Genomic DNA, 22,763 nt, shown 5'->3' with positions numbered 1-22,763 from the left:
CCTGGCGACAGGTACCGTCGTCGGCACGTTCGGACTGACACCGCAGCGGGGTAGTGAGGGCAGATCCGGCTGGCAGCAGCCGCTGTTCAACCCCGTTGTTCATCTGCACGGGCAGTGACCACGCGACCCGACCCTGCCGCCGGTCACCGCACAAATTGCCACCATTGTAATGATAACCATTATCAATTATCCTCTCACCGTCATTTTTTTGCCGGGCGATGTAACTTCTTATGTCAACGCTGACGGCGCCGCTGGCTGCCGACGCTTTTAACACCCTGTATCAGACGCATCACCGCTGGCTGCGCCACTGGCTGCAGCACAAGCTGGGCTCCAGCTGCGATGCAGACGATCTGGCTCAGGATACCTTTGTTCGGGTGCTGCTCGGGGGCAGCGCCCAGGATATCCGCGAACCGAAATCCTTCCTCTGCACCGTCGCCCGGTGCGTGATGGTCGACTTTTTCCGCCGCAATGCGCTGGAACGCGCCTGGCGGGAGATGCTGGAACAGCTGCCGGAAGCGCAGGTGCCCTCCCCCGAGCTTCAGCATGAGCTACTGGAAACGCTGCAGGAAATTGATGCGATGCTCGACGGACTCGGCGTAAAAGTGCGCCAGGCGTTTCTGCTGTCGCAGCTGGAAGGGCTGACCTATGCGCAGATTGCCGGCCAGCTGAACGTCTCCGTCAGTTCGGTGAAAAAATACATGGCCAGAGCCACTGAACACTGCCTGCTGTTCCGGCTGGGGCTGGGCTGACATGAGGCATGAAACGGTCAGTGACCGGCAGAAGCTGGCGCTGAAAATGGCGGCGCACTGGTTCGCCACCCTGTGCGCCGGGGAGATCACCCCGCAGCAGAGCGCAAAATGGCAGGCATGGTATCAGCAGCATGAAGACCACCGCTGGGCCTGGCAGCGCGTGGAATCCCTGCAGGGAGAGCTGAAAAACATCCCGGGCCATCTCAGCTATCAGACGCTGCATCAGGCGCAGCAGAGCGCGCAACTGACCCGCCGCCGGGTGCTGAAATCGCTGTTGGTGCTGCTGGGTGTCGGCGGCACCAGCTGGCAGCTGTGGCAGTCCCCGACCGGCGTCGGCCTGCGGGCCGACTACCACACCGGTACCGGCGAACAGCGTCAGGTCCGGCTGGACGATGGCTCACAGCTGCAGCTCAATACCGCCAGCGCCGTGAGCGTGGCTTTCAGCCCGCAGCAGCGTGTGCTGCATCTGGCGCAGGGGGAGATCGCCATTAACACGGCGAGGGACGCGCAGCAGCGTCCGTTTCGGGTCACCACCCGCCAGGGCAGCCTGCGTGCGCTGGGCACGGCATTCAGCGTACGTCAGTGGGAGCATCAGACGCAGCTGACCGTAGAAAAGCATGCGGTCGAAGTCACGCTTAACGCCGCCCCTCAGCAGAAAATCCGCGTGCAGGCAGGCCAGACGCTGCGCTTTACCGACCGGGCCTTTGACCCCGTCCGCGCATTAACGCCTGGCGATATCAGCTGGACGCAGGGCCTGTTAACCGTCAGCAATCGCCGCCTGTCGGAGGTGCTTGCCGAGGTGGCCCGCTATCGCCACGGGATACTGAGCTGCGACCCCAGCGCCGCCGATCTGCGCGTCAGCGGCACCTTTCCGCTGCGCGATACCGACCAGCTACTGCGGGTGCTGGCGCAGACGTTACCGATCGCCGTTCATACCCGCAGCCGTTACTGGGTCAGGGTCAGCGCCGCCTGAATCCCTGACGCTGAATAAAAATAAGAAATATTTTCATTTCGATTGTCCCTTTTGCGCTGCTTATCCGACTCCTGTAGTACACCACATAAAAATGATTTTTTTCGGAGACGGTCATGTCTGAACCCAGCCCCCGCATTCAGTACGCTTTTTACCAGGCAACACCTCTGGCTATCGCGCTTCACTGCGCGCTGATCCCTGCCGTCCTGCTGGCGGCACCTTTTGCCGCCGCAGCAGCGGCCACGCCCCAGGCCTATCAGATTGCCGCCACCGATCTCGACAGCGCGCTGAACCAGTTTGCAGCCCGTTCCGGCATCACCCTGTCACTCGACGCGTCACTGACGCAGGGTAAACAAAGCCCGGGGCTGAACGGCCGCTATACGCCAGAAGAGGGTCTGCAAACCCTGCTCAACGGCAGCGGTCTGCAGGGGAAATCACTGGGTAATAACGCGTGGACGGTGACGCCGGTGCCAGCAGCAGCCCCCGCCGAAACGCTGACCGTGGTCGGTGACTGGCTGGCCGAAGCCCGTGAGAATGACGTCTTCGAACATGCCGGGGCGCGTGATGTGCTCCGCCGTGAGGACTTTACCAAAACCGGTGCCACCACCCTGCGCGAAGCACTGAACCGTATTCCCGGCGTCAACGCCCCGGAAAATAACGGCACGGGCAGCCATGATATGGCGATGAACTTTGGCATTCGCGGCCTCAATCCGCGTCTGGCCAGCCGCTCAACTATTCTGATGGACGGTATTCCGGTGCCGTTCGCCCCGTACGGCCAGCCGCAGCTGTCGCTGGCCCCGGTATCGCTCGGGAATATGGATGCCGTCGACGTGGTGCGTGGGGGCGGTGCCGTGCGCTACGGACCGCAGAGCGTGGGCGGCGTGGTGAACTTTGTCACCCGCGCCATCCCGAAGGAATTTGGCATTGAAGCCGGAATGGAAGGGTTACAGAGCCCGACCTCCAGCCAGCACGATCCCAAAGGCAGCGGCAACCTGATGATCGGCGGCACCGCCGATAACGGCCTCGGCGCGGCGCTGCTCTACTCCGGCACCCGGGGCAGCGACTGGCGCGAACACAGCTCGACCAAAATCGACGACGTGATGCTGAAGACCCGCTATGCGCCAAACGAGGTACATACCTTCACCAGCCTGCTGCAATACTATGAAGGCCGGGCGCAGATGCCGGGCGGCCTGTCGCGCGCCGACTACAACGCTGACCGTTTCCAGTCCACCCGCCCGTACGACGAGTTCTGGGGCCGCCGCCAGCTGGCCAGCCTCGGCTATCAGTATCAGCCGGACACGCAGCACAAGTTTTCGGTTCTGACCTTCTACACCAACACCCTGCGCAGCGGCTATCTCGATCAGGGAAAAAACCTGACGCTGTCACCGCGTGAATACTGGGTGCGCGGCGTGGAGCCGCGCTACAGTCAGAGCTTCACCCTGGGAGAAACCGCCCATGAAGTGGGCGTCGGCTACCGCTACGTCAGTGAATCCACCCACGAAGTGCGCTACACCAGCCCGGCCAGCAGCGGCAGACTGCCCACCGGCAACAGCCCGTACGACCGGGATACGCAGTCCGGCACCGAGGCGCACGCCTGGTATATTGATGACCGCATCGACGTGGGTAACTGGACCCTGACGCCGGGCATGCGCTATGAGCATATCCAGTCGTATCAGAACGACTACGTCAAAGACGGCAGACAGGAGATTGGCTATAACGCCCCGCTCCCGGCGCTGAATGTGCTGTATCACCTCAACGAGTCGTGGAACCTGTATGCCAATACTGAAGGCTCCTTCGGCACCGTGCAGTACAGCCAGATTGGCAAGGCGGTCAGCAGCGGCAGCATTGAGCCGGAAAAGGCGCGGACCTGGGAAGTCGGTACCCGCTTTGATAACCAGGCCCTGCAGGCGGAAGTGGGCCTGTTCCTGATTAACTTTAGCAACCAGTATGAGTCTAACCAGACTGACGACAGCGTGACCTCACGCGGAAAAACCCGCCACAGCGGGCTGGAAAGCCGGCTGCGTTATGACCTGGGCGATGTCTCGCCGGCGCTGGAAAACCTCTCCGTTTCCGCCAGCTATGCTTACGTGAATGCGGTGATCCGTCAGGCCGGAGATAACTATGGCAATCAGGTGCCGTTTTCACCGAAGCATAAGGGGACGCTGGGGATGGATTACCTCAGTGGAAGCTGGACCTTTAACGTCAACAGCGAATATCAGTCTGGTCAGTACGCGGACAACGCCAACACGCAGGATGAGAGTGCGGATGGCAGCCTTGGCCGCATACCCGGCTTTATGCTGTGGGGCGCGCGCGCCAGCTATGATTTTGGCCCGCAGTTCGCCAACCTCAATCTGGGCGTCGGGGTGAAAAATATCTTCGACCATCATTACTTTACCCGTGCCGCCGAAGACAATAACAAGGGCCTGTACGCCGGTCAGCCGCGCACGATTTATATGCAGGGCTCGGTGAAGTTCTGATCGTTCGTCCCCCAGCGGGCTGCGTTACGGCAGCTCGCTTTTCGTTTCTGTGATCCGGAGGAAACATGCTAACGCGACTCATCCTTATTCTGTTCAGCACCCTGCTGGCCATCGTGCCTGTCGCCCGGGCAGTGACCGTACAGGACAGCAACGGTCCCTTTACGCTGGATAAAACGCCGCAGCGCGTCGTGGTGCTGGAGCTGTCCTTTGTGGATGCGCTGGCCGCCGTCGGCGTCAGTCCGGTGGGCGTGGCGGATGACAATGATCCGACGCGCATTTTGCCGGAGGTGCGGGCGCGCATCCAGCCGTGGAAGTCGGTGGGTACCCGTGCCCAGCCCAGCCTGGAAGTGATTGCGGCGCTGAAGCCGGACCTGATTATTGCCGACGCAGCCCGCCACGGCGGTATTCTCGGGCAGCTGAAAAGCATCGCGCCGACGCTGATGCTGAAGTCACGCAATGAGACCTGGGCCGAAAATCTGCAATCTGCGGCAATTATTGGCAAGGTTGTCGGGAAAGACGGTGAAATGCAGCAGCGCCTGACTCAGCATCACCAGCGCATGCAGGCCTTTGCCGCCGAACTGCCCAAAAACCAGACGGTGGTGTTCGGCACCTCGCGAGAACAGCAGTTCAACCTCTACAGCAGCCAGTCCTGGACCGGCAGCGTGCTGGCAGCGCTGGGGATGAAGGTGCCGCAGCCGGTGGGGCAGGCGGCGATGGCCAGCATTAACCTGGAACAGCTGCTGGCCACCGACCCGGACTGGCTGATTGTCGCCCACTACCGCCAGCAGAGCATCGTGCGCGACTGGCAGCAGGATGCGCTATGGCCGATGCTGAAAGCCGCGCAGCGTCATCAGGTGGTGGCCGTTGACAGTAACGTCTGGGCGCGAATGCGCGGGCTGTTTGCGGCGGAACATATCGCCAGCGACCTGGTCGCCCTTCTCCATCACCGTCCGGTTCCCGTTGCGCAATGATGCGCCAGACCCCGCTGCTGGCGTGGGGCCTGCCGCTGCTGGCACTGCTCCTGACGTTCTGGCTGTCGCTGTTCTGCTGGTCACCTGTGCCCGTCAGCCCGTGGCAGGCGCTGAGCGCCCTGTTTCCCGGACGCCCCCCTTCGCTGCCGCAGGCGCTGGTGCTTAACCTCCGTCTGCCGCGCAGCCTGGTCGCGATGCTGCTCGGGGCCAGCCTGGCGCTGGCGGGCAGCCTGTTGCAGACCCTGACGCGTAACCCGCTGGCGTCCCCTTCCCTGCTGGGTATTAATGCTGGCGCCTCACTGGCCATGGTTCTGGCCAGCGCGTACAACCCTTCCTGGGTCGCCGGGTACAGTATCGCGCTGCTGGCGGCCTGCGGCGGTGGAGTGAGCTGGGGGCTGGTGATGCTGCTGGGCAGAGGCTGGCTGCAGGCGGGTGACCGCAGCCGCCTGATCCTGGCCGGGGTGACGGTGTCAGCCCTGTGCGCCGCCCTGACGAAAGCCACGCTTCTGCTGGCCGAAGATCACGCGTACGGCATCCTGCACTGGCTGGCGGGCGGCGTATCCCACGTGCGCTGGCGTGAATTCTGGCAGCTGTTTCCGTTTACGATCCTGCTCTCCCCGTTGGCCTGGCTGCTGGCTGCACGCCTTAATCTGCTGCGCGTCAGCGACGACAGCGCCCGCACGCTGGGTGTTAATCTCAGCCGCCTGCGTCTGCTGGTCAATATCGTGGTGGTGCTGCTGGTCGGCAGCTGCGTCAGCGTTGCCGGGCCGGTGGCGTTCCTCGGGCTGCTGGTGCCGCATATGGCGCGGGCGTGGGTCGGCCACGATCTGCGCGTGATGCTGCCGGCGGCGATGCTGCTGGGCGCCCTGCTGATGCTGGCCGCTGATCTGCTGGCACGCGGCCTGACGTATCCCGCCGAACTGCCCGCCGGCGCGGTACTGGCGCTGATCGGGGCGCCCTTCTTCGTCTGGCTGGTGCGGAGACGCACATGAGATCGCCACGTCTGATGCTCACCGTGCTGCTGGTGCTGGTACTGCTGGCCCTGGTGCTGTCCCTGCGCTACGGCAGCGAAACCTTAAGCTTCAACGCCCTGCGCCAGGCGCTGGATCCTGCCGACAGTCGCCACTTCGCCCTGATGGAGTATCGCCTGCCCCGCACCCTGCTGGCGCTGCTGGTCGGTGCTGCACTGGCGGTTTCCGGGGTGCTGGTGCAGGGCGTGATCCGCAATCCGCTGGCCTCGCCGGAAATTCTGGGCGTGAACCACGCCGCCGGGCTGTGCTCCGTGAGCGCACTAATGCTGTTCCCGGCCCTGCCGGTGCTGTGGCTGCCGCTGCTGGCGTTTGCGGGGGGGCTGCTGGCCTTTGTACTGCTGCGAAGGCTGGCCGGCCACAGCGCCCCGTTAAGGCTGGCGCTGCTGGGTGTGGCGCTGACCGCGCTCTATGCCAGCGTCACCGACTATCTGATGCTGTCACGTCCGCTGGAGATAAACCAGGCGCTGCTGTGGCTCACCGGCAGCCTGTGGGGACGTGGCTGGCCGTTTGTCTGGGTGGCCCTGCCGTGGCTGTTGCTACTGCTCCCTCTCAGTCTGCTGCTGTGCCGCGATCTCGATCTGCTGGCGCTGGGTGAGGAGCAGGCCCACACTCTCGGGGTTGCCCTGCCGGCCACTCCACACCGTGCCCTGCTGCTGGCCGTCGCATTAGCGGCGGTCAGCGTTGCGCTGTGTGGCCCCTTAAGCTTTATCGGTCTGGTGGCCCCGCATCTTACCCGGCGGTTGATCGGCGGACGACACCACTGGCTGCTACCGGCCTCAATGCTGGTCGGCGCACTGCTGCTTCTGCTGGCCGACCTGCTGGCACGCACGCTGCACCCGCCCCTTGAACTGCCCGCCGGCGTGCTGACCGCCATTATTGGTGCCCCCTACTTTTTCTGGCTGTTAATGAGGACCCGCTGATGACGCAGATTGCCGCTGAACGGCTTCACGCTGGCTATGGCAGCACGCCTGTCCTGCAGGATATTTCGCTGACGCTGCCGGCGGCTAAGATTACCGCTCTGCTCGGCCCGAACGGATGCGGAAAATCCACCCTGTTACGCTGCTTTTCGCGGCTGTTGCGACCAGGCTCAGGAGAAGTCCGTCTGAATGGTCAGCCACTGAACAGCTTCAGCGCCCGCCAGCTCGGGCAGACGCTGGCCCTGTTACCCCAGCAGCACATTGCGCCGGAAGGGGTGACCGTGCAGGAACTGGTCGGCTACGGCCGCAGCCCGTGGCAGAATCTGTTTGGCCGCCCCTCGTCGGCAGACCGCAGGCTGATCGCCACGGCGATGGACGACGCGCAGATAGCCGATCTTGCCGGGAAAAATGTCACCGAGCTGTCAGGGGGCCAGCGTCAGCGGGTCTTTATCGCCATGATGCTGGCACAGGACACGCCCCTGCTGTTGCTGGATGAGCCGACCACCTGGCTCGATATACACCACCAGGTGGAGCTGATGGCCCTGTTGCGCCGCCAGCAGCAGCAGGGGAAAACCGTGGTTGCCGTATTGCACGATCTGAATCAGGCCAGCCGCTACTGCGACCAACTGGTGCTGATGTCTGGCGGACAGATTGTGGCCAGCGGGACGCCGGAACAGGTGATGACACCGGCGCTGCTAAGGAAGGTGTTCAGTATTGATGCACAGATTTACCCCGAACCGGCCTCAGGGCGCCCGATGTGCGTGGTGCGCTGACGGCGTTCCGGTCAGGCGCGGGGACCGGTTTTTTCTCTCGCCCGGCCCGAAACGATCATAACGTCCTGATCAGCCGGGCCGGGTTGCCGGCATAGATCCCTTTTATGGTCACCGGCCTGATCACCACGCTCCCGGCACCGATCACCGCCCCGCTGCACACCGTTTCCGTCAGGATGGTGGCCCCACTGCCCACGGTCACACCGTCGCCCAGCGTGATAGTGATCCAGTTCTGCGCATCGGCATCGGGCTTCCCGCTGTGGAACAGATCGTTGGCAAAGGTGACGTTATGCCCGATAAAGCAGTGCTCCCCCAGCGTGACGTTTTCACAGAGAAACGTGTGTGACTGAATGCGGCTGCCGCGACCGATGACGCATCCTTTCTGAATTTCAACAAACGGACCGATAAATACATCGTCGTGCAGCTCACACTGATACAGGTTGGCTGGCGTCATCACCCGTACATTCTGACCCGATATCACATCACGAATTTCGCTGTTAATAATTTTCATTATCACCCTCTATTTATACAGCGCCAGATTTCCCGTCAGTGCTGTAATTTTCTTTTTCGGACCGAGCAGGCCAATCGCCACCAGCGCAATCTGCGGGCTGGGGACGGCAGAAATCCGTTCGCCATATTCCTCATAGGTCCGGCACGACTGTGCCAGGGCGCTGAACGGCATGGCGACCATCTCATCGTCCTGCCCGGCTATCGCCAGCAGCTGCTGCACGTAGCTGCCCTCCGCCCGTAAAACCGGCAGGGGAGCATAAATCACCCCGGGATAACTGACCGCATCAAGGCTGTGCAGATCCGGTCCGACAAGGTTTTCAACCGTACGGCCAAAGCTGATACCGATCACACTGGCGGCGTTCATGGCCAGTCCGGGGCTGAGCTGGCTGTTGATAATAATCGTACATCGGTGCTGACTGGCGTCAAATTTCATCAAAAAGTCCTCAAGTAAGTCAGAGAATAACGTCCTTATTATCGCCCGGCCTGGCAGGAAAATTTTGTCTGAATCCGTTGTTAAACCGTAAAAAAAAGGCAGAATAAACCCCAATAACTCACTAAATGGAAAGAATCTGACATGACAACCTTAAGCGCTGTTGATATGAAAATTCTCGCGCTGCTGCAGGACGATGCGCGTATGACTAACCAGACGCTGGCCGATGAGATCGGTATGTCGGCCTCGCCCTGCTGGCGCAGGGTGCGCAAACTGGAAGAAGACGAAGTCATTCAGGGCTACCGCGCGGTGCTCAACCGCAAAAAAATTGGACTGGGGGTGATGGTCTTTGTACGCGTGTCGATCGACAGCCACAGTGAGGCTGAAGCCCGCAAGTTTGAGCAGGAAGTGACTGCGCTGGAAAAGGTGGTGGCCTGTTACAGCATCGGCGGCGATGCCGACTTTTTGCTTCAGGTCGTTGCCCGCGATCTTGATGCCTACGCGGACTTTGCCATGGCCGTGGTCCGCCGTCTGCCGGGGATCAAAGAGATGCAGAGTATGTTTGTACTGAAAGAGATCAAGTCGCTGACCAGCTACCCGGTGAAAGCGTAAACAGAGCGGCAGGCGGTGAGGCCCACCTCGTTCACCCGCGCCCCCGTCAGGCAGGATGCCCCGAGAATTCAGATAAACAGAGATGTATAACCTCTTTAACTTTGCCAATAATAGACAATGCGGTAATGTTTGCGCTTTACAGGTCCAGTAGTTTCCTGAGGTTGCGACGAGTACATCCTGGAAGGTCAATGAAAATCGAATACAGCACGGTTGCTGAATTACGTCGTGAATTCAGGCGTAATGTGGTCGTACCGGTGGTAGCGGTAGTGCTTTTTTCCCTTTTTGGCTGCGGCCTTACCGCATGGTGGGTGACAGCACAAAGCAATGCAAAAGCAGAAGAAAAACAGCAGCAGGTAATTCAAAACATTCTTGCCCAGCACCTGGATGATTATGCGCTACAGCATAAAGGACTATTGAAAAGGCCGGATCTAATCGATCAGATTCAAAAACCCACTGAGTTTGGCAGTTGGCTTTTTAATCTTGCCGGTGACAACGAAATCTATCTGCTGGATAACCAGCACCGTCCACTGGTCAGCTGGCAGCAAGGCAAACCCGTTTCCCCCTCCGGCTTTGCGGCCATCGCCCTGTCGCTGGACCATGTTCTGCCACAGCCAGGAAAGACAGAGATGACGCGGGACTTCATCCGCCTGCGCGGCCGGGTGGCGGAAGTGGCGATCGGCCCCCTGCCCGATAATACCGGCAAAACGCTGGTGTTTATCCGCTACCTGCATCACAGCTTTATCGATTTCCTTGAGCATCGCGGCGTCGTCAGCCATTTCCGTTTTACCCCCAATGCCCCCGATCGGGACAACAGCGCAGGGTTCCTTCTCACATCGGCAGCCGGCATCCCGGTCAGCAGCGTGTCGTGGGTTCCCATGCGCCCCGGCAGCCAGATGCTGATAGTGACCGGCCCGCTGATTGCAGTGGCCATCCTGAGTATTTCACTGATGTGTATTATTATGACCCGCCGCCTGTGGCACGCCTCACTGAGGCTTTCCAGCTCAATGCGCCGCCTGGCCGCCAGTGAAGCTCACGCCCGCCATCTGGCGCGCCATGATGTGTTAACCGGGTTACCTAACCGCGCCTGGATTGAAGAGCAGCTCCGGGAACGGCTGTCCTCGCTGCCGGGCAAAAACCACTCGCTGGCGCTGCTGCTGCTCGATCTCGACCGCTTCAAAATGATCAACGATACCTACGGCCACCCTACGGGAGACGATCTGATCGTCGAGGTCGGACGGCGGCTCTCCTCGCTGCTGCCCGACAACCATGCCGTCGGGCGTCTTGGCGGGGATGAGTTTGTGGTGATGATCAGTGAGGTTGAAAATGAACAGCAGGTGGCGGAGGTGTGTCAGCAGATTATTGCCCGCCTGGCCGAACCGATGACGCTGCGCGGCCACACGCTGTGGGTAGGTGTCAGCATCGGCGTGGCGCTATCGCCCCGCCACAGCAGGGATCGGCTGGAGCTGATGCGTAAAGCGGATATTTCCCTGTATGCGGCCAAAGCGGAAGGGCGCGGCCGCTACTGCCTGTTTGTTCCGGCCATGGATGAAGCCCTGCAAAAGCGTCAACGACTGGCGCAGGAGCTACGCCTGGCACTGGAGAACAGCGGCGGTCTGATGCAGTGGTATCAACCGATTATGGATGTCAGCGGCACCAGGCTGATTGCCGTCGAAGCGCTACTGCGCTGGCATCATCCCCAGCTCGGGGCGATCTCTCCGGCGGAATTTGTGCCAGTTGCCGAAGAGACCGGGCTGATTATTCCTCTGGGAGAGTGGGTGCTGGAGCAGGCCTGTCTGCTGGCCATCACCTGCCCCCGACTGATCGTGGCGGTGAATGTGTCTCCCCTGCAGTTCCTCGCCCCGGGCTTTGTTGACTATATGATGGCGATCATCGCGCGGCATGCCATTAACCCGCAGCAGATCGAGCTGGAGATCACCGAAGGTGTGCTGATGGAAAATGCGCAGCTGGCGCTGAAAACGATTAAAACGCTGCGTGCTGCCGGATTCTGCATTGCGCTGGATGATTTTGGCACCGGCTACTCCAGCCTGAGCTATCTGGTGCAGTTCCCGGTCGACACCATTAAAATTGACCGCGCATTCACACAGTCACTGGGCGTCAGGGAAAATTCGGCCACCATCGTGGAGTCAGTGATCAATCTGGGTCACAGCCTGGGCATTACCGTGACCGCCGAAGGGGTGGAAACCGAGGAGCAACGGCTGATGCTGGCCTCAGCGGGCTGCGACAGGTTACAGGGATTCCTGCTCAGTAAACCGCAGCCGGCTGACCAGCTCCATGCCCTGCTGAAAAAGATGTCGCCTGAATGCGCAAACGCATGAAAACGGTTTTCGGTCGCTACAGGATGATTTCTCCGTATAATGCGCCCCTGTTGATAGCCCGCCCGGGTGAATTTGAGTTCTGGTCATGAAAAAGCTGTTCCCGCTGTTGATGCTGGCTGTTGCCGCCCTGGCCCTGTGGTGGTTTATGTTCCGCAGCCCGGCGCCCGATCCTCACTATGATGCCGCAGCCTGCGCGGCGGTCGTCGCCCTCGGTGCGCCCACCAGCGATCGGGATTTCGTCAATAAAATCCGTACCGTCATCATTAATGAAAACAGCGCTTACTCGATCAAGCAGATCAGCTATGACGACCGGTCTGGCCGGGCGTCGATTGAGAAATATCAGGCACTGAGTGCCGATCAACAGGCCGCGGCGGCCAGAGGCATCGACAGCTGTATTCAGGTGATGGCTGCCGCCGGGCGTTGAGGACGATCAGGTGAAGCGGAACACCGCGATCGCCTGCTGTACCGCTTCTGCCTGGCGCTGCTGCTGCTGCGCCACTTCCAGCGTTTCGGCGACGTGCTGCTGGTTATGCTGCACGCTGAGATCGATGCTCTCCACACTCTCCTTCATCTGCGTAATACGACTGAGCTGCTGGTCATTCATCCCGGCCAGCTCGCGCACCAGATTGTTGAGGCCATTAATGGTATGAATAATTTCCTGCATGGTTTCACCCGCCGCAGCCACCTGTACGGTTCCGCTCTGGGTACGTTCCACAGAGGTTGAGATAAGGTGTCGGATATCCTTCGCCGCATTTTCGCACCGTCCGGCCAGGATACGCACTTCTGCCGCCACCACGGCAAAGCCCTTGCCGTGCTGACCGGCATTCGCGGCCTCGACTGAGGCGTTCAGCGACAGAATATTGGTCTGGAATGCAATGCTGTCAATCAGTTCAAGGATGACATTAATGCGCTGCGACTCCTGCTCTATCTGCGCCATCGAACTGACCGCAGAGGCAATATTGTCCCCGCCGCGCAGGGCTACCTGGTTTGCCCCCTGCGCCAGCTGCTGTGCCGTATGGGTCTTTTCGCTGGTGAGTGCTGCCGCCTCGCTCATCTGCTCCATCGCTCCAGCGGCTACGGCCAGTGCGCGGGCCTGCTCGTCGGTACGCTGAGAGAGCGCAGCGTTACGCTGCAGAATGCTGACAGACTCCTCGCGCAGCGTACTGACCCCTTCACTCACCTGGTTCAGGGTGCTGCGCATGGTCCCCAGCGTGCTGCTGAAGGTGCGGGCAAACGCGGTTTTACTGCGGTTATCTTCCTGCGCCAGGGTCAGACGACCTGGCTCACGGTTGATCCATGCGGCCAGTTTTGCTACCTCACAGGCCGCACGGGCATCCGCCGCCATGCGGTGGGCGATGAAGATCAGGATCGCTGTCTGCGCCACAACAAACAGGGCGTGGAACACCACCATATGAAAGCCGGGATGCGTAAAGCAGACAATGCCGTAAAGGTCATGTTCCTGCAGGTAATTAAACAGCGTGTGGTGAACGGCGGCAGTAGCGGCCCCCATCAGCAGCGGACGATAATCGCGATAGGCCAGTAAGGCGGAAAGAAGAACAAAGATAGAGAAGTGGTATTCCACTTCCCCTTTGCCCAGCTGAATAAACAGGGCAGAAAAGGCCAGCAGGGTAAAGGCAAACCACAGCCGGGTGAACAGACGGCCAGGCCCGGTAAAACGAATCAGCGTGGCAATGATGGCCAGTGCGCCACCGGCGATCAGTGCCAGCAGGAATGTCCCCATCAGCCAACCGATCACGCAGGCGATGCCCCACATCCCCCACGATAAAAAAAGCATCAGTAAGTCAGCCTGACGCCAGATTTTCTCCAGAGAATGAATCTCACTGTTCCCGGCAGTGGCCGGAGGTAACGATGCACCGATCATACTGTTCTCCCTGTCAATATAGAGTACGCATCCTTAAAAAAGTATTAACGGCAGAAACCATTACAAACTTTACTTCTTTTTAACGTGTGCAGATCGGCAGGAGCCGCAGGAGAGGGTCGGACGGGGAAGTGAACGATAAAAAAAGCCGCTCTGTGAGCGGCTTTTTCGATAAAACAGGTACTTTGAAAAGATTTACTGAAGTGACGACCTTCATCAGCATCAGACTTCTTTATTTATCGCTTTTTCATCCGCCGCTGTTTTGGTCGCTGAAAAAGAGGCGTGCTGTGTAATTTTCCCTGGTGAGGCTAAAGATTGCCTTGCCAAATTGGAAGGACGACAGGATATTAGTCGTGTCTGCATAGCAGTGCCGTCCGTGAGGCATACCATAAGCGTTTTTCCACGCTGGTGTAAGGGGGGAAAACACTCTTGTCACAGACGCATTAAAATGATAATTACGCATTGGTAATGTACAAGTAATCTTATTAATTATTATTCGCATAATGAGAGCATGAGGCCAATGAAAATTACCGTTACCGATCGTCCATCTGCCGCCGATGAGGCGTTCGTCATCGACAGCCTGTGGCAGCACAATGCCAAAACCACCCCCGTAGATATCCACCCGCTTTTCCTGACCCAGCGTGATGAAAATCAGCAGATTACGGCAGGCCTGGTGGCAAGAACCTGGTGGGGCGGGCTGGAAGTCCAGTATCTGTGGGTCAGCGATGCCTGCAGGGGTCAGGGTGTGGGCCGTGAGCTGATGCTGGCGGCAGAAGAAGAAGCCAGACAGCGTGGCTGTCATATGGCTTACGTCGACACCTTTGATTTTCAGGCAAAAGGGTTTTACGAGAAATTAGGCTATTCGCCTTACGGCGAGCTTGGCGATTATGCGCATCTGCATACCCGCCACTACCTGGCGAAAAAGATTTAACCGAGGCAGTCCTCAGGGGGAAAAATGGAATTGCCGGACGATAAAGCACGGGCAAACTTCAGTGCGCTGATTGCCATGATGGAACACTTATCCGAACCCTGGGGTATTAAAGATCCCGCGTCGCGCCATCTTTATATGAATAAAGCGGCGTATCTGTATACCAATACGCCGCAGAAATTCAATATCGAAGGCCAGCTGGACAGCGATTTTCCCGCCTCATGGGCCGAGTGTGAAGAAGCGCTGGTGGAACACGATCGCCGGACGCTGGCCTCTAACGGCCGCGTGGCGGTGATTGAAACCCATTACTGGTTCGGCCAGAAAAGCTTAACGCCCTACGTCAGCGAGAAGATACCGCTGCACGATGCAGACGGGGAGTTTATTGGCATTGCGTGGAACGCCAAACTGCTGGATACCATGTCACCCCTGAAGTACATCACGCAGCAAAAACCTGGGGTACTGACCACCGAAGTCAGCAATGACCTGTTTACCCGTTCCGAACTGGATACGCTGTTTCTGATGCTGCAGCGCTTATCGACTAAGGAGATTGCGCGGATTTATAACCTCAGCCACCGCACGGTAGAAAACCGCATCTATAACATCTATCAGAAGGCCGGGGTGCATACCCTGAGCCAGTTTGAAGAGTATTGCCGCCATGCCGGGTTGGATAATTTTATACCGGATCGTCTGATCGAAAAGGGCATCCAGTTTATTTGATTTTTTGCGAAGGAAACTCATCTTGATTCGTATTGAAGACTACCCACTCAGTCGCGTGCCTGAAAATAAACGCGTCTCTTTTTTAAGCGTTGCCGTTGTCCATATGGGCATGCTAACCGCTCTCGACCAGTTTATGCTGGGGGCGGTGCTGGGCGACTCCATGAGTCTCGCTTCGGCGTTTCTGGCGATCCTGGCCGGGAGCGTGATTTTTGGTCTTGTCACCTTCGGTCTGGGCTACGCCGGGATGAAGGAAGGGATCTCAGGCAGCCTGCTGGCCCGCTGGTGTGGCTTCGGGCGTATTGGTTCCGTCCTGATTGGGCTGGTGGTGGCCGTCAGCCTGCTGGGCTGGTTTGGCATTCAGAATGCCATCTTTGCCAAGTCGCTGAATTTCGCCCTCGGTGGTGTGCTGGGCTTCCCGCTGGCCGCCACGCTTTCCGGTCTGCTGCTGACCGTGCTGGTGACCTTCGGTTTTAAAGCGCTGCGCGTCACGGCGCGTATCGCGGTGCCGCTGTTTATCTGCCTGGTCGGTTTTATTTCTTTCCAGACGTTGTCCGGGCATACCCTGCAACAGATTATTGACCTGCCACCGATGGGCAGCCCGCTGAACATCAGCGCGGCAATCACCATGGTGGTGGGCGGCGCGATTGTCGCCAGTCTGATGACGCCGGATCTGACGCGCTATTCCCGATCTTCTAAGCATGTCGCTGGCGTGACGCTGCTGACCATCATTGCCGGTGAGTTTATCGTTAACGGCCTGGCGATCATGATTGCCCGTACGCTGCAAACCGCCGATGTGGTGACCATCATGTCACAGGTGGCGGGCGGCGTCGGACTACTGGTGGTGATCCTCTCCACGCTGCGCGTGAACGATCTTAACCTCTACTCCTCTTCCCTGGGGGTGATTAACGCCGTGGAAGGCATCAGTGGCAGGAAGCTGCAATATCGTCACACCACGCTGGCGATTGGTGTGTTAGGTACGCTGCTTTCGGTACTTGGCATCCTTGACCGCTTCGTCGATTTCCTCACCATACTGGGCGTGGTATTCCCGCCAATCCTCGGCATTATGCTGGTCGATTACCTGCTGCTGCGTTCCCATCGTGCCGTGCTGGACAGAAGCCGGGCTGAAGGAAAATTACCGGGTGAGAGCGAAACACCGGTGATTGGCTGGACGGCGATTATCGCCACGCTGATTGGCAGTGTGATTGGCCTGGTGACCGAGTGGGGGGTGCCAACGATTAACTCGCTGCTGGTCTCCTGCGTCATTTATTATGTGCTGTGTCTGGCCCTGCGCAACCGGGCAGTGACCCCAGCGGTGTAAACCGGTGAACCGGGCAGCAGCAGCATGCTCTGCCCGGTTAGGGGTTTAATTCAGGCGTTTCGGCAGGAGATCAACCGGCTGACTGCGCTTTTTCATCGCATGGTTCAGCAACACGTAGCTGCAGCTGGCGATAAGCCCCGCCAGACCAAACAGCAGAACAATCATCGACCGTTTTGGCGCATCGCGCTGGATAGGCTCATAGGGTGCGCGCATGTATTTGAACGGCTCAACGTGCAGCTCATTAATTTTCACCGCGTTCAGTTTTTCAATATACAGACGACGGTTCTGTAAATCGGCACTCAGCCGGGCAGGATCGGAGATCGCCTGCTCAATCTGAAGCTTGCGCGCCAGGCCATCCGCACCCAGCGTCACCGAAAAGTCCGGGTCATCCTGAATTGTACGGCCATTGCTCCACGACGGCTGCTTCAGCCCGGCGGAGTTAGCAATCTGCAGCGCGTACTGCAAACGCTCCAGTTTGATTCGGTGGACGTTTTCGGCACGGCTGACATCCAGATTATATTGTCCGATCGCTTTGCCTTTTAGCATATCAATCTGGTAGTTAATGCGCTGATGTAACTCACTCTGCACCACATCTGCGACATAATTAATGTACCCCTCCAGCAGATCGCGGGCGGCAACGGGGTTTTCGGCAGTGTATTTAATTTCGTAGTAGCGATACTCTTTTTTCGCGGCATCTTTATCTTGTATTGAGCTGTGCGAATCGATATTCCCCTGCAAAATGGCATTCACCAGATGGTTACGGGTATCCGGCGTATCCGCCTTGTCTTTTGCCAGCTCTTTAAAATAAGTCGTATTGACCAGATATTTCTCGCGCAGGCTGCGCGAATCAAAGTTACGCATAAAGTCTGACAGCAGCGAATCGGGGGTGATATCCGTTTTAATATCCAGTACGTTCAGTTCGGTCAGGATTTTTTCCATGCTGCGCAGCTGTGGTGCCTCTGCGGGCACCAGCACAGCGGAACTGGTCCAGCGCTGCGGTATCATATAACTGATGCCCGCCCCGGCCAGCACGGCCAGTCCGGTAAGCGCCATCACCAAAAACTTACGGTTAAGCAGAATACTCAGTAACCCCAGCAGATCGAGTTCATCGTCCTGATGCACATAGGGCTTCAGTGCCTGATTACCAGGACGTGCAGATGAAATATCATCCATTTTGATGTCACTCATGATTCCGTTCCTTTAAGGCGACCGGGTACTGGAAAACCGACAGCATAAACGCATCGTATTTCCATACAACGTTCAGAGAATTAAGATAGATTTTATCGCGCGTATTATCATAATTTCTTCACGTCAAATCAATAAAAAAGCGGCGATGAAATACAAATATGGGCAATGTTATTTAAGGCGATAATAACCTTGTGATATTAACGTTAAGTAAGAATCTCTTTAGGTCAGGGACATTTTTCAGGTTTGCAAACAGCTTGTAAAACCCAATCGTGTCCCTGAATGGGGGGTCAGGTTCGGCCCAGATAGGGTCCGGCCACCACGGAATCACGCACGATCAGCTGGCCGTTAAACGGCGGCAAGGGTTCTGCGGACTGGCCATCCAGCATCATCACCAGCTTTTCCAGGGTATGCATAATCATCTCTCCGACCGGCACATGCACGGTGGTCAGCGGCGGGACAAAAAATGATGCCATGGGGATATCATCGAAACTGAGTAGGGAAACATCCTGCGGAATACGTTTACCGGCGGCAGAGAGCGCCTTCGCGGCACCTATCGCCATATCATCGTTGCTGGCCACCAGCGCGGTAAATGCTGCGCCCTGCTCCAGCAGCGCGAGCCCCGCCTCATAGCCACTTTGTAATGACCAACTTCCCTGCGCCACGCGCTGCTCGTCGAAGGCGATATGGTGCGCCCGCAGGGCCTGCGTATACCCGTTCAGGCGGCTGATGCCGGTAGGGGAACCGGGGGATCCGGTGATAAAGGCGATATCACGATGCCCCCGGGACACCAGATAGTTGACGGCATCCAGCGTGTTCTGCTCATGGGCGGCAATAACACAGTGCTGCGGGTGCTTTTCCAGCTGGCGATTTACCACAATGATCGGTTTATGGGTTTTTTCAATAATCTCATCCAGCTCAGTGGTATTGAGAAAACGGGGATAAATAATGATCGCATCACAGCGCAGATCGAGTAAAAACTCAATGGCCTGGCGCTCCTGGCGGGCATCATGTTTGCCGTCTGCCAGCAGCAGCTGTCGGCCATGCTGTTCCGTCACCGTGGCGGCCTGGAATAACAGCTCACTAAAATAGGGGCCGTTATACAGCGTATTAGTGACCACCAGACCAATATTTTGTGATTTGCTGGTCGCCAGATTACGCGCCAGTAAATTTGGCCGATAGCCGGTCTCTTCTATCGCTTTAAATACTCTGTCCTGGGTGCTTTTGCTGACGTAACTGTTTCCCGCCAGCACCCGGGATACGGTCGCTTTTGACACGCCCGCCTTCTTTGCAACGTCCAGCATGGTAATCATTGTGGCATCCTGAAAGCGAAACTCTTGTGGTCATAATAGCCTGTTTTATCGTACTCCCATACCTTTGCGATCCTGCTCACAGAACAAATTATTGAATATGAAACCGGTTGCAGAAACAGGTTCCTTTCGGCTATTTATTAAGGAAACCCAGACCGGAGAACAACCATGAATAAAATCTTACTCTGTTGTGCTGCTGGTATGTCCACCAGCATGGTCGTCCAGCGGATGGAAAAATCCGCTAAAGAAAAAGGGATTGCCGTAGAGATTAATGCCGTCGGTCTGGACGAGTTTAATGAGCGGATAGCCGACTATGATTGCTGTCTGCTGGGCCCACAAATTAAATATAAGCTGGTGGACTTTAAGCCGCTGGCTGATGAGCTGAATAAGCCCATTGCGGTCATCAACACCATGGATTATGGCATGATGAACGGTGAAAAGATCCTCACGGAAGCGCTGGCGATGATCCAGAACGGCGGGCCCCAGCAATGAGTCGCTTCAGCGAGTCCCTGTTCGGTGTGATTGAGAACCAGATCAGCCCCATCGCGGCCAGGCTGTCCAGCCAGCGCCACGTGGTGGCGATCAAAGACGGATTTATCTCCTCGATGCCGTTCCTGATCGTCGGTTCGTTTATGCTGCTGTTCGCCCATCCGCCGTTTGGTGCCGACAGCCAGTGGGCCTTTGCCCGCTGGTGGCTGGGGATGGTCGAGCGCCATTCCGCGCAGATCATGATGCCGTACAACATGACCATGGGCATCATGGCGGTGTATATCGCCGCCGCCATCGCCTACAACCTCGCTATCAGCTACAAGATGAATGGCTTTATGGCCGCCTGTCTGTCGCTGATGTCTTTCCTGTTAGTGGCCGCCCCCCAGAGCAATGGCGCGCTGCCGGTGGGATCGCTGGGGGGAGAAGGCATCTTTACGGCGATTATCGTCAGCCTCTACTCCACCGAGCTGATGCACTTTCTGCAGAAGCGCAATATTGGCTTTAAGCTGCCGGAGCAGGTGCCGCCGAAGATCCGGCAGTCGTTTGATCTGCTGATCCCCATTCTGGCCATTTTCCTGACGCTGTTCCCGCTCAGCCTGCTGGTACAGGATCAGTTCGGCATGCTGCTGCCGCAGGCAATTATGGCGGTCTTCAAACCGATCATCTCCGCCTCTGACTCGCTGCCTGCGGTACTGATTGCCGTGCTGCTCTGCCATCTGCTGTGGTTTGCCGGTATCCACGGCGCGGTGATCGTCGGCGGCATATTGCAGGCCTTCTGGCTGACCAATCTCGGGATTAACCAGCAGGCGCTGAATGCCGGTGAGCCGATTACGCAGATCTTTATCGAACCCTTCTGGCAGTTCTTTATTGTCGTTGGTGGGTCCGGTTCCACCATGGGGCTGGTGTTCCTGTATCTGCGCAGCCGTTCAGCGCACCTTCGCTCTATCGGTAAGCTGGGCCTGGTTCCCAGCATGTTTAACATTAACGAGCCGATTATCTTCGGTTCCCCGGTAGTGATGAACCCGCTGCTGTTTATTCCCTTTATTACCGCCCCGCTGGTCAATGCGATCATTGCCTGGGTGGCGACGCGTACCGATTTGGTGAACCACGTGGTGTCGCTGGCCCCCTGGACCACCCCCGGCCCGATTGGTGCCGCCTGGTCTACCGGCTGGGACTTCCGCGCGGTTATCCTGGTTGGCGTGCTGATTGTGGTCTCAACGCTGATTTATTATCCCTTCTTCAAAATGTACGAACGCGAACTGTTAAAACAGGAAAAACCGGCACCGGCAGAAGCCGAACTGAACGCCGTGGAGAACCGATAATGGATATGGAAACGACGGTGATGGAGCTGATCATTCATGCTGGTGAAGCCCGCTCATGCTCCATGCAGGCGCTGCGCGCTGCGCGCAGTTATGACTGGCAGGAAGCAGATGCCCACCTGGCTGCCGCCGGTGCCGCCGCCAGGGCGGCGCATAAAATCCAGACGGCGCTGATCGGTGCTGACGAGGGCGTCGGTAAGGTGCCGGTCAATCTGATTCTGGTGCATGCCCAGGACCATCTGATGAACGCCATGCTGTGCCGCGAACTGGCCGAAGAGATCATTCTTCTGCACCGCGAGGTGCAGGCGTTGAAACAAAAGGGCTGACCCTGTGTTCCGCCCGGTCCGTGACAGACAATTTCGTCCCCGGGGGTCAGGCACGCCTGCCCCGTCCAAAACGCAAGGAGAACAGGATGCAATATCGTGAGCTTACGCCCTTCCCTGACGGATTTTTATGGGGAGCGTCGACCTCAGCCTATCAGGTTGAAGGCGCTTCAGACCAGGACGGTAAAGGGCCATCGGTCATTGATAAAGCCCGTTTTGATCCACGCCTGACCGACTTTACCGTCACCAGCGACCACTACCACCGCTTCGCTGAGGATGTGGCACTGTTCGCTGAACTGGGCCTGAAAACCTACCGCCTGTCGATCTCCTGGAGTCGGCTGTTTCCGCAGGGAACCGGGGAAATTAACGCTAAAGGCGTTGAGTTCTATCAGAAGCTGATCACCGCCCTGACCGATAAGGGGATTGAGCCGCTGGTCACGCTGTATCACTTTGACCTGCCGTGGGCGCTGCAGGAGAAAGGCGGCTGGTCAGATCCGTCCACGATTACCGCCTTTGAACATTTTGCCCGCACCTGCTTCGCGCTGTTTGGTGACCGGGTGAAATACTGGCTGACCATCAATGAGCAGAACATGATGATCCTGAAAGGGGACGTCATCGGTACGCTACCGGAGGGAACGCCTGACCCGCATAAGACTCTGTATCAGCAGAATCACCATATGATGCTGGCCCAGGCGCGGGCGATGATCGCCTGCCACGAGCTTCTGCCGGCGGCAAAAATCGGCCCGGCCCCGAATATTTCCTGCGTTTATCCGGCCAGTGCTAAACCGGAGGACATGCTGGCAGCCAATAACTTCACGTCGATCCGCAACTGGCTGTACCTCGACCTCGCCTGCTATGGCCGTTACAACACCATCGCCTGGCGCTTTATGCAGGAAAAAGGCTGGCTGCCTACCATTACCGAGGGCGATATGACGCTGCTGAAACAGGCGAAGCCGGACTTTATTGCCTTTAACTATTATGCCTCTGCCACCGTCGCCGCCGAACTGGGCAGCGACGGTGAAGGGCTGCAGAAAGTGGACCAGCAGATGGCGGGCATTGATAAAAGCGTGTACGTCGGCACCAATAACCCGCACCTGAAGAAAAACCAGTTTAACTGGTACGTTGACCCCGTCGGCTTCCGCATTACCGCACGCGAGATCTACGACCGCTACCACCTGCCGCTGATTGTCACCGAAAACGGTCTGGGTGCGTTCGACGAGCTGGCGGCGGGCAATAAGATCCATGATGACTATCGCATTGCTTACCTCAGCGATCATCTGGCACAGCTGCAGTTAGCCATCAGCGACGGGGTGGAGATCTTCGGTTACTGTCCGTGGTCGGCGATCGATCTGGTCAGCACCCATCAGGGGATCAGCAAGCGTTATGGTTTTATCTACGTCAACCGTGACGAACACGATCTGAAAGATCTGGCACGTTACCGTAAGAAAAGCTTCAGCTGGTATCAGAGGGTGATCAACACCAACGGCGCGAACTTAGATAAAGCGATCGATTATTAATTCTC

General features: G+C 58.0%; 22 protein-coding genes. 17 read left to right on the top strand and 5 right to left on the bottom strand.

The features are described 5' to 3' along the window. The first annotated feature begins 230 nt into the window (after nt 1-230). The 7 genes from fecI to fecE all read left to right on the top strand — a co-directional run bounded on the left by fecI (nt 231) and on the right by fecE (nt 7,888). Entirely contained in the window at nt 231-749 is a 519-nt protein-coding gene (gene fecI / locus ACZ3HG_RS09075) for a ferric citrate uptake sigma factor FecI (RefSeq protein WP_191933812.1), read from the top strand. Between the two features lies 1 nt (nt 750). Continuing rightward, nucleotides 751-1,722 (top strand): ferric citrate uptake sigma factor regulator FecR, encoded by a 972-nt coding sequence (fecR, locus tag ACZ3HG_RS09070; RefSeq protein WP_191933811.1) that lies wholly within the window; start codon nt 751-753, stop codon nt 1,720-1,722. A gap of 113 nt (nt 1,723-1,835) precedes the next feature. Further along, entirely contained in the window at nt 1,836-4,196 is a 2,361-nt protein-coding gene (fecA, locus tag ACZ3HG_RS09065; protein WP_191936290.1) for a TonB-dependent Fe(3+) dicitrate receptor FecA, read from the top strand. Between the two features lie 65 nt (nt 4,197-4,261). Next, nucleotides 4,262-5,167, top strand: a complete 906-nt coding sequence (locus ACZ3HG_RS09060; RefSeq protein ID WP_191933809.1) for a Fe(3+) dicitrate ABC transporter substrate-binding protein FecB — start codon at nt 4,262-4,264, stop codon at nt 5,165-5,167. Then, complete coding sequence (fecC, locus tag ACZ3HG_RS09055) at nt 5,167-6,159, top strand: iron-dicitrate ABC transporter permease FecC (protein ID WP_465332795.1); 993 nt, start codon at nt 5,167-5,169, stop codon at nt 6,157-6,159. Before ACZ3HG_RS09060 ends, fecC begins: the two co-directional genes overlap by 1 nt. Continuing rightward, the gene (fecD, locus tag ACZ3HG_RS09050; protein ID WP_465332712.1) at nt 6,156-7,118 is read left to right on the top strand and encodes a Fe(3+) dicitrate ABC transporter permease subunit FecD; all 963 of its coding nucleotides are present in this window, start codon (nt 6,156-6,158) and stop codon (nt 7,116-7,118) included. Before fecC ends, fecD begins: the two co-directional genes overlap by 4 nt. After that, nucleotides 7,118-7,888 (top strand): Fe(3+) dicitrate ABC transporter ATP-binding protein FecE, encoded by a 771-nt coding sequence (fecE, locus tag ACZ3HG_RS09045; protein WP_191933807.1) that lies wholly within the window; start codon nt 7,118-7,120, stop codon nt 7,886-7,888. Before fecD ends, fecE begins: the two co-directional genes overlap by 1 nt. A gap of 55 nt (nt 7,889-7,943) precedes the next feature. Here fecE and ACZ3HG_RS09040 read toward each other — a convergent pair whose 3' ends face one another. Both ACZ3HG_RS09040 and ACZ3HG_RS09035 read right to left on the bottom strand, forming a co-directional pair. After that, the gene (locus ACZ3HG_RS09040; RefSeq protein WP_191933806.1) at nt 7,944-8,396 is read right to left on the bottom strand and encodes an acyltransferase; all 453 of its coding nucleotides are present in this window, start codon (nt 8,394-8,396) and stop codon (nt 7,944-7,946) included. A gap of 9 nt (nt 8,397-8,405) precedes the next feature. Next, entirely contained in the window at nt 8,406-8,828 is a 423-nt protein-coding gene (locus ACZ3HG_RS09035) for a DUF2000 domain-containing protein (RefSeq protein WP_465332711.1), read from the bottom strand. Between the two features lie 141 nt (nt 8,829-8,969). Between ACZ3HG_RS09035 and ACZ3HG_RS09030 the strand changes: the two genes are divergently transcribed. The 3 genes from ACZ3HG_RS09030 (at nt 8,970) to ACZ3HG_RS09020 (ending at nt 12,197) form a co-directional block, all read left to right on the top strand. After that, complete coding sequence (locus ACZ3HG_RS09030) at nt 8,970-9,437, top strand: Lrp/AsnC family transcriptional regulator (RefSeq protein ID WP_191933804.1); 468 nt, start codon at nt 8,970-8,972, stop codon at nt 9,435-9,437. Between the two features lie 188 nt (nt 9,438-9,625). Further along, nucleotides 9,626-11,773 (top strand): putative bifunctional diguanylate cyclase/phosphodiesterase, encoded by a 2,148-nt coding sequence (locus tag ACZ3HG_RS09025; protein WP_465332710.1) that lies wholly within the window; start codon nt 9,626-9,628, stop codon nt 11,771-11,773. A gap of 85 nt (nt 11,774-11,858) precedes the next feature. Further along, entirely contained in the window at nt 11,859-12,197 is a 339-nt protein-coding gene (locus tag ACZ3HG_RS09020; protein WP_191933802.1) for a hypothetical protein, read from the top strand. A 6-nt stretch (nt 12,198-12,203) separates the two neighbouring features. Here the strand turns inward: ACZ3HG_RS09020 and ACZ3HG_RS09015 are convergent, their stop codons facing one another. Continuing rightward, a complete protein-coding gene (locus ACZ3HG_RS09015; protein ID WP_465332709.1) occupies nt 12,204-13,655 on the bottom strand; it encodes a methyl-accepting chemotaxis protein in 1,452 nt (483 codons plus the stop codon). Nucleotides 13,656-14,172: 517 nt separating this feature from the next. Between ACZ3HG_RS09015 and ACZ3HG_RS09010 the strand changes: the two genes are divergently transcribed. From ACZ3HG_RS09010 to ACZ3HG_RS09000, 3 genes are read left to right on the top strand one after another with little or no spacing between them, the layout of a single operon-like run. Then, on the top strand, nt 14,173-14,583 hold the full coding sequence (locus ACZ3HG_RS09010) for a GNAT family N-acetyltransferase (RefSeq protein WP_191933800.1): 411 nt from the start codon (nt 14,173-14,175) through the stop codon (nt 14,581-14,583). A gap of 24 nt (nt 14,584-14,607) precedes the next feature. Further along, nucleotides 14,608-15,297 (top strand): helix-turn-helix transcriptional regulator, encoded by a 690-nt coding sequence (locus ACZ3HG_RS09005; RefSeq protein WP_191933799.1) that lies wholly within the window; start codon nt 14,608-14,610, stop codon nt 15,295-15,297. Between the two features lie 22 nt (nt 15,298-15,319). Next, nucleotides 15,320-16,615, top strand: coding sequence for a cytosine permease (locus ACZ3HG_RS09000; protein ID WP_465332708.1), 1,296 nt, complete (start codon nt 15,320-15,322; stop codon nt 16,613-16,615). Nucleotides 16,616-16,660: 45 nt separating this feature from the next. On the opposite strand, the gene wzz(fepE) is transcribed toward ACZ3HG_RS09000, so the two are convergent. Beyond that, nucleotides 16,661-17,803 carry an LPS O-antigen length regulator Wzz(fepE) gene (gene wzz(fepE), locus ACZ3HG_RS08995; RefSeq protein ID WP_191933797.1) on the bottom strand — a complete coding sequence of 381 codons (1,143 nt, stop codon included), beginning with the start codon at nt 17,801-17,803 and terminating at the stop codon, nt 16,661-16,663. A gap of 287 nt (nt 17,804-18,090) precedes the next feature. Further along, entirely contained in the window at nt 18,091-19,113 is a 1,023-nt protein-coding gene (locus ACZ3HG_RS08990) for a LacI family DNA-binding transcriptional regulator (protein WP_191933796.1), read from the bottom strand. 165 nt (nt 19,114-19,278) lie between these two features. Here ACZ3HG_RS08990 and ACZ3HG_RS08985 point away from each other — a divergent pair, with 165 nt between their 5' ends. From ACZ3HG_RS08985 to ACZ3HG_RS08970, 4 genes are all read left to right on the top strand, one after another. Beyond that, the gene (locus ACZ3HG_RS08985) at nt 19,279-19,602 is read left to right on the top strand and encodes a PTS sugar transporter subunit IIB (protein ID WP_062745986.1); all 324 of its coding nucleotides are present in this window, start codon (nt 19,279-19,281) and stop codon (nt 19,600-19,602) included. Continuing rightward, nucleotides 19,599-20,921: a PTS sugar transporter subunit IIC gene (locus tag ACZ3HG_RS08980; RefSeq protein WP_191933795.1), complete on the top strand. Its 1,323-nt coding sequence runs from the start codon at nt 19,599-19,601 to the stop codon at nt 20,919-20,921. The genes ACZ3HG_RS08985 and ACZ3HG_RS08980 overlap by 4 nt, the downstream gene beginning before the upstream one ends. Further along, nucleotides 20,921-21,244, top strand: coding sequence for a PTS lactose/cellobiose transporter subunit IIA (locus ACZ3HG_RS08975; protein ID WP_191933794.1), 324 nt, complete (start codon nt 20,921-20,923; stop codon nt 21,242-21,244). The genes ACZ3HG_RS08980 and ACZ3HG_RS08975 overlap by 1 nt, the downstream gene beginning before the upstream one ends. A gap of 86 nt (nt 21,245-21,330) precedes the next feature. Continuing rightward, on the top strand, nt 21,331-22,758 hold the full coding sequence (locus ACZ3HG_RS08970) for a glycoside hydrolase family 1 protein (RefSeq protein ID WP_465332707.1): 1,428 nt from the start codon (nt 21,331-21,333) through the stop codon (nt 22,756-22,758). Nucleotides 22,759-22,763 lie beyond the last annotated feature (5 nt).

The organism is Erwinia sp. PME.40.26/001, assembly GCF_055556675.1.
This window is presented reverse-complemented; position numbering and strand designations above follow the sequence as displayed.

Excerpts from the sequence above, each read along its gene's own strand:
- fecI (WP_191933812.1), top strand. The coding sequence starts at position 231 with ATGTCAACGCTGACGGCGCCGCTGGCTGCCGACGCTTTTAACACCCTG.
- fecR (WP_191933811.1), top strand. The coding sequence starts at position 751 with ATGAGGCATGAAACGGTCAGTGACCGGCAGAAGCTGGCGCTGAAAATG.
- fecA (WP_191936290.1), top strand. The coding sequence starts at position 1,836 with ATGTCTGAACCCAGCCCCCGCATTCAGTACGCTTTTTACCAGGCAACA.
- ACZ3HG_RS09060 (WP_191933809.1), top strand. The coding sequence starts at position 4,262 with ATGCTAACGCGACTCATCCTTATTCTGTTCAGCACCCTGCTGGCCATC.
- fecC (WP_465332795.1), top strand. The coding sequence starts at position 5,167 with ATGCGCCAGACCCCGCTGCTGGCGTGGGGCCTGCCGCTGCTGGCACTG.
- fecD (WP_465332712.1), top strand. The coding sequence starts at position 6,156 with ATGAGATCGCCACGTCTGATGCTCACCGTGCTGCTGGTGCTGGTACTG.
- fecE (WP_191933807.1), top strand. The coding sequence starts at position 7,118 with ATGACGCAGATTGCCGCTGAACGGCTTCACGCTGGCTATGGCAGCACG.
- ACZ3HG_RS09040 (WP_191933806.1), bottom strand. The coding sequence starts at position 8,396 with ATGAAAATTATTAACAGCGAAATTCGTGATGTGATATCGGGTCAGAAT.
- ACZ3HG_RS09035 (WP_465332711.1), bottom strand. The coding sequence starts at position 8,828 with ATGAAATTTGACGCCAGTCAGCACCGATGTACGATTATTATCAACAGC.
- ACZ3HG_RS09030 (WP_191933804.1), top strand. The coding sequence starts at position 8,970 with ATGACAACCTTAAGCGCTGTTGATATGAAAATTCTCGCGCTGCTGCAG.
- ACZ3HG_RS09025 (WP_465332710.1), top strand. The coding sequence starts at position 9,626 with ATGAAAATCGAATACAGCACGGTTGCTGAATTACGTCGTGAATTCAGG.
- ACZ3HG_RS09020 (WP_191933802.1), top strand. The coding sequence starts at position 11,859 with ATGAAAAAGCTGTTCCCGCTGTTGATGCTGGCTGTTGCCGCCCTGGCC.
- ACZ3HG_RS09015 (WP_465332709.1), bottom strand. The coding sequence starts at position 13,655 with ATGATCGGTGCATCGTTACCTCCGGCCACTGCCGGGAACAGTGAGATT.
- ACZ3HG_RS09010 (WP_191933800.1), top strand. The coding sequence starts at position 14,173 with ATGAAAATTACCGTTACCGATCGTCCATCTGCCGCCGATGAGGCGTTC.
- ACZ3HG_RS09005 (WP_191933799.1), top strand. The coding sequence starts at position 14,608 with ATGGAATTGCCGGACGATAAAGCACGGGCAAACTTCAGTGCGCTGATT.
- ACZ3HG_RS08990 (WP_191933796.1), bottom strand. The coding sequence starts at position 19,113 with ATGATTACCATGCTGGACGTTGCAAAGAAGGCGGGCGTGTCAAAAGCG.
- ACZ3HG_RS08985 (WP_062745986.1), top strand. The coding sequence starts at position 19,279 with ATGAATAAAATCTTACTCTGTTGTGCTGCTGGTATGTCCACCAGCATG.
- ACZ3HG_RS08980 (WP_191933795.1), top strand. The coding sequence starts at position 19,599 with ATGAGTCGCTTCAGCGAGTCCCTGTTCGGTGTGATTGAGAACCAGATC.
- ACZ3HG_RS08975 (WP_191933794.1), top strand. The coding sequence starts at position 20,921 with ATGGATATGGAAACGACGGTGATGGAGCTGATCATTCATGCTGGTGAA.
- ACZ3HG_RS08970 (WP_465332707.1), top strand. The coding sequence starts at position 21,331 with ATGCAATATCGTGAGCTTACGCCCTTCCCTGACGGATTTTTATGGGGA.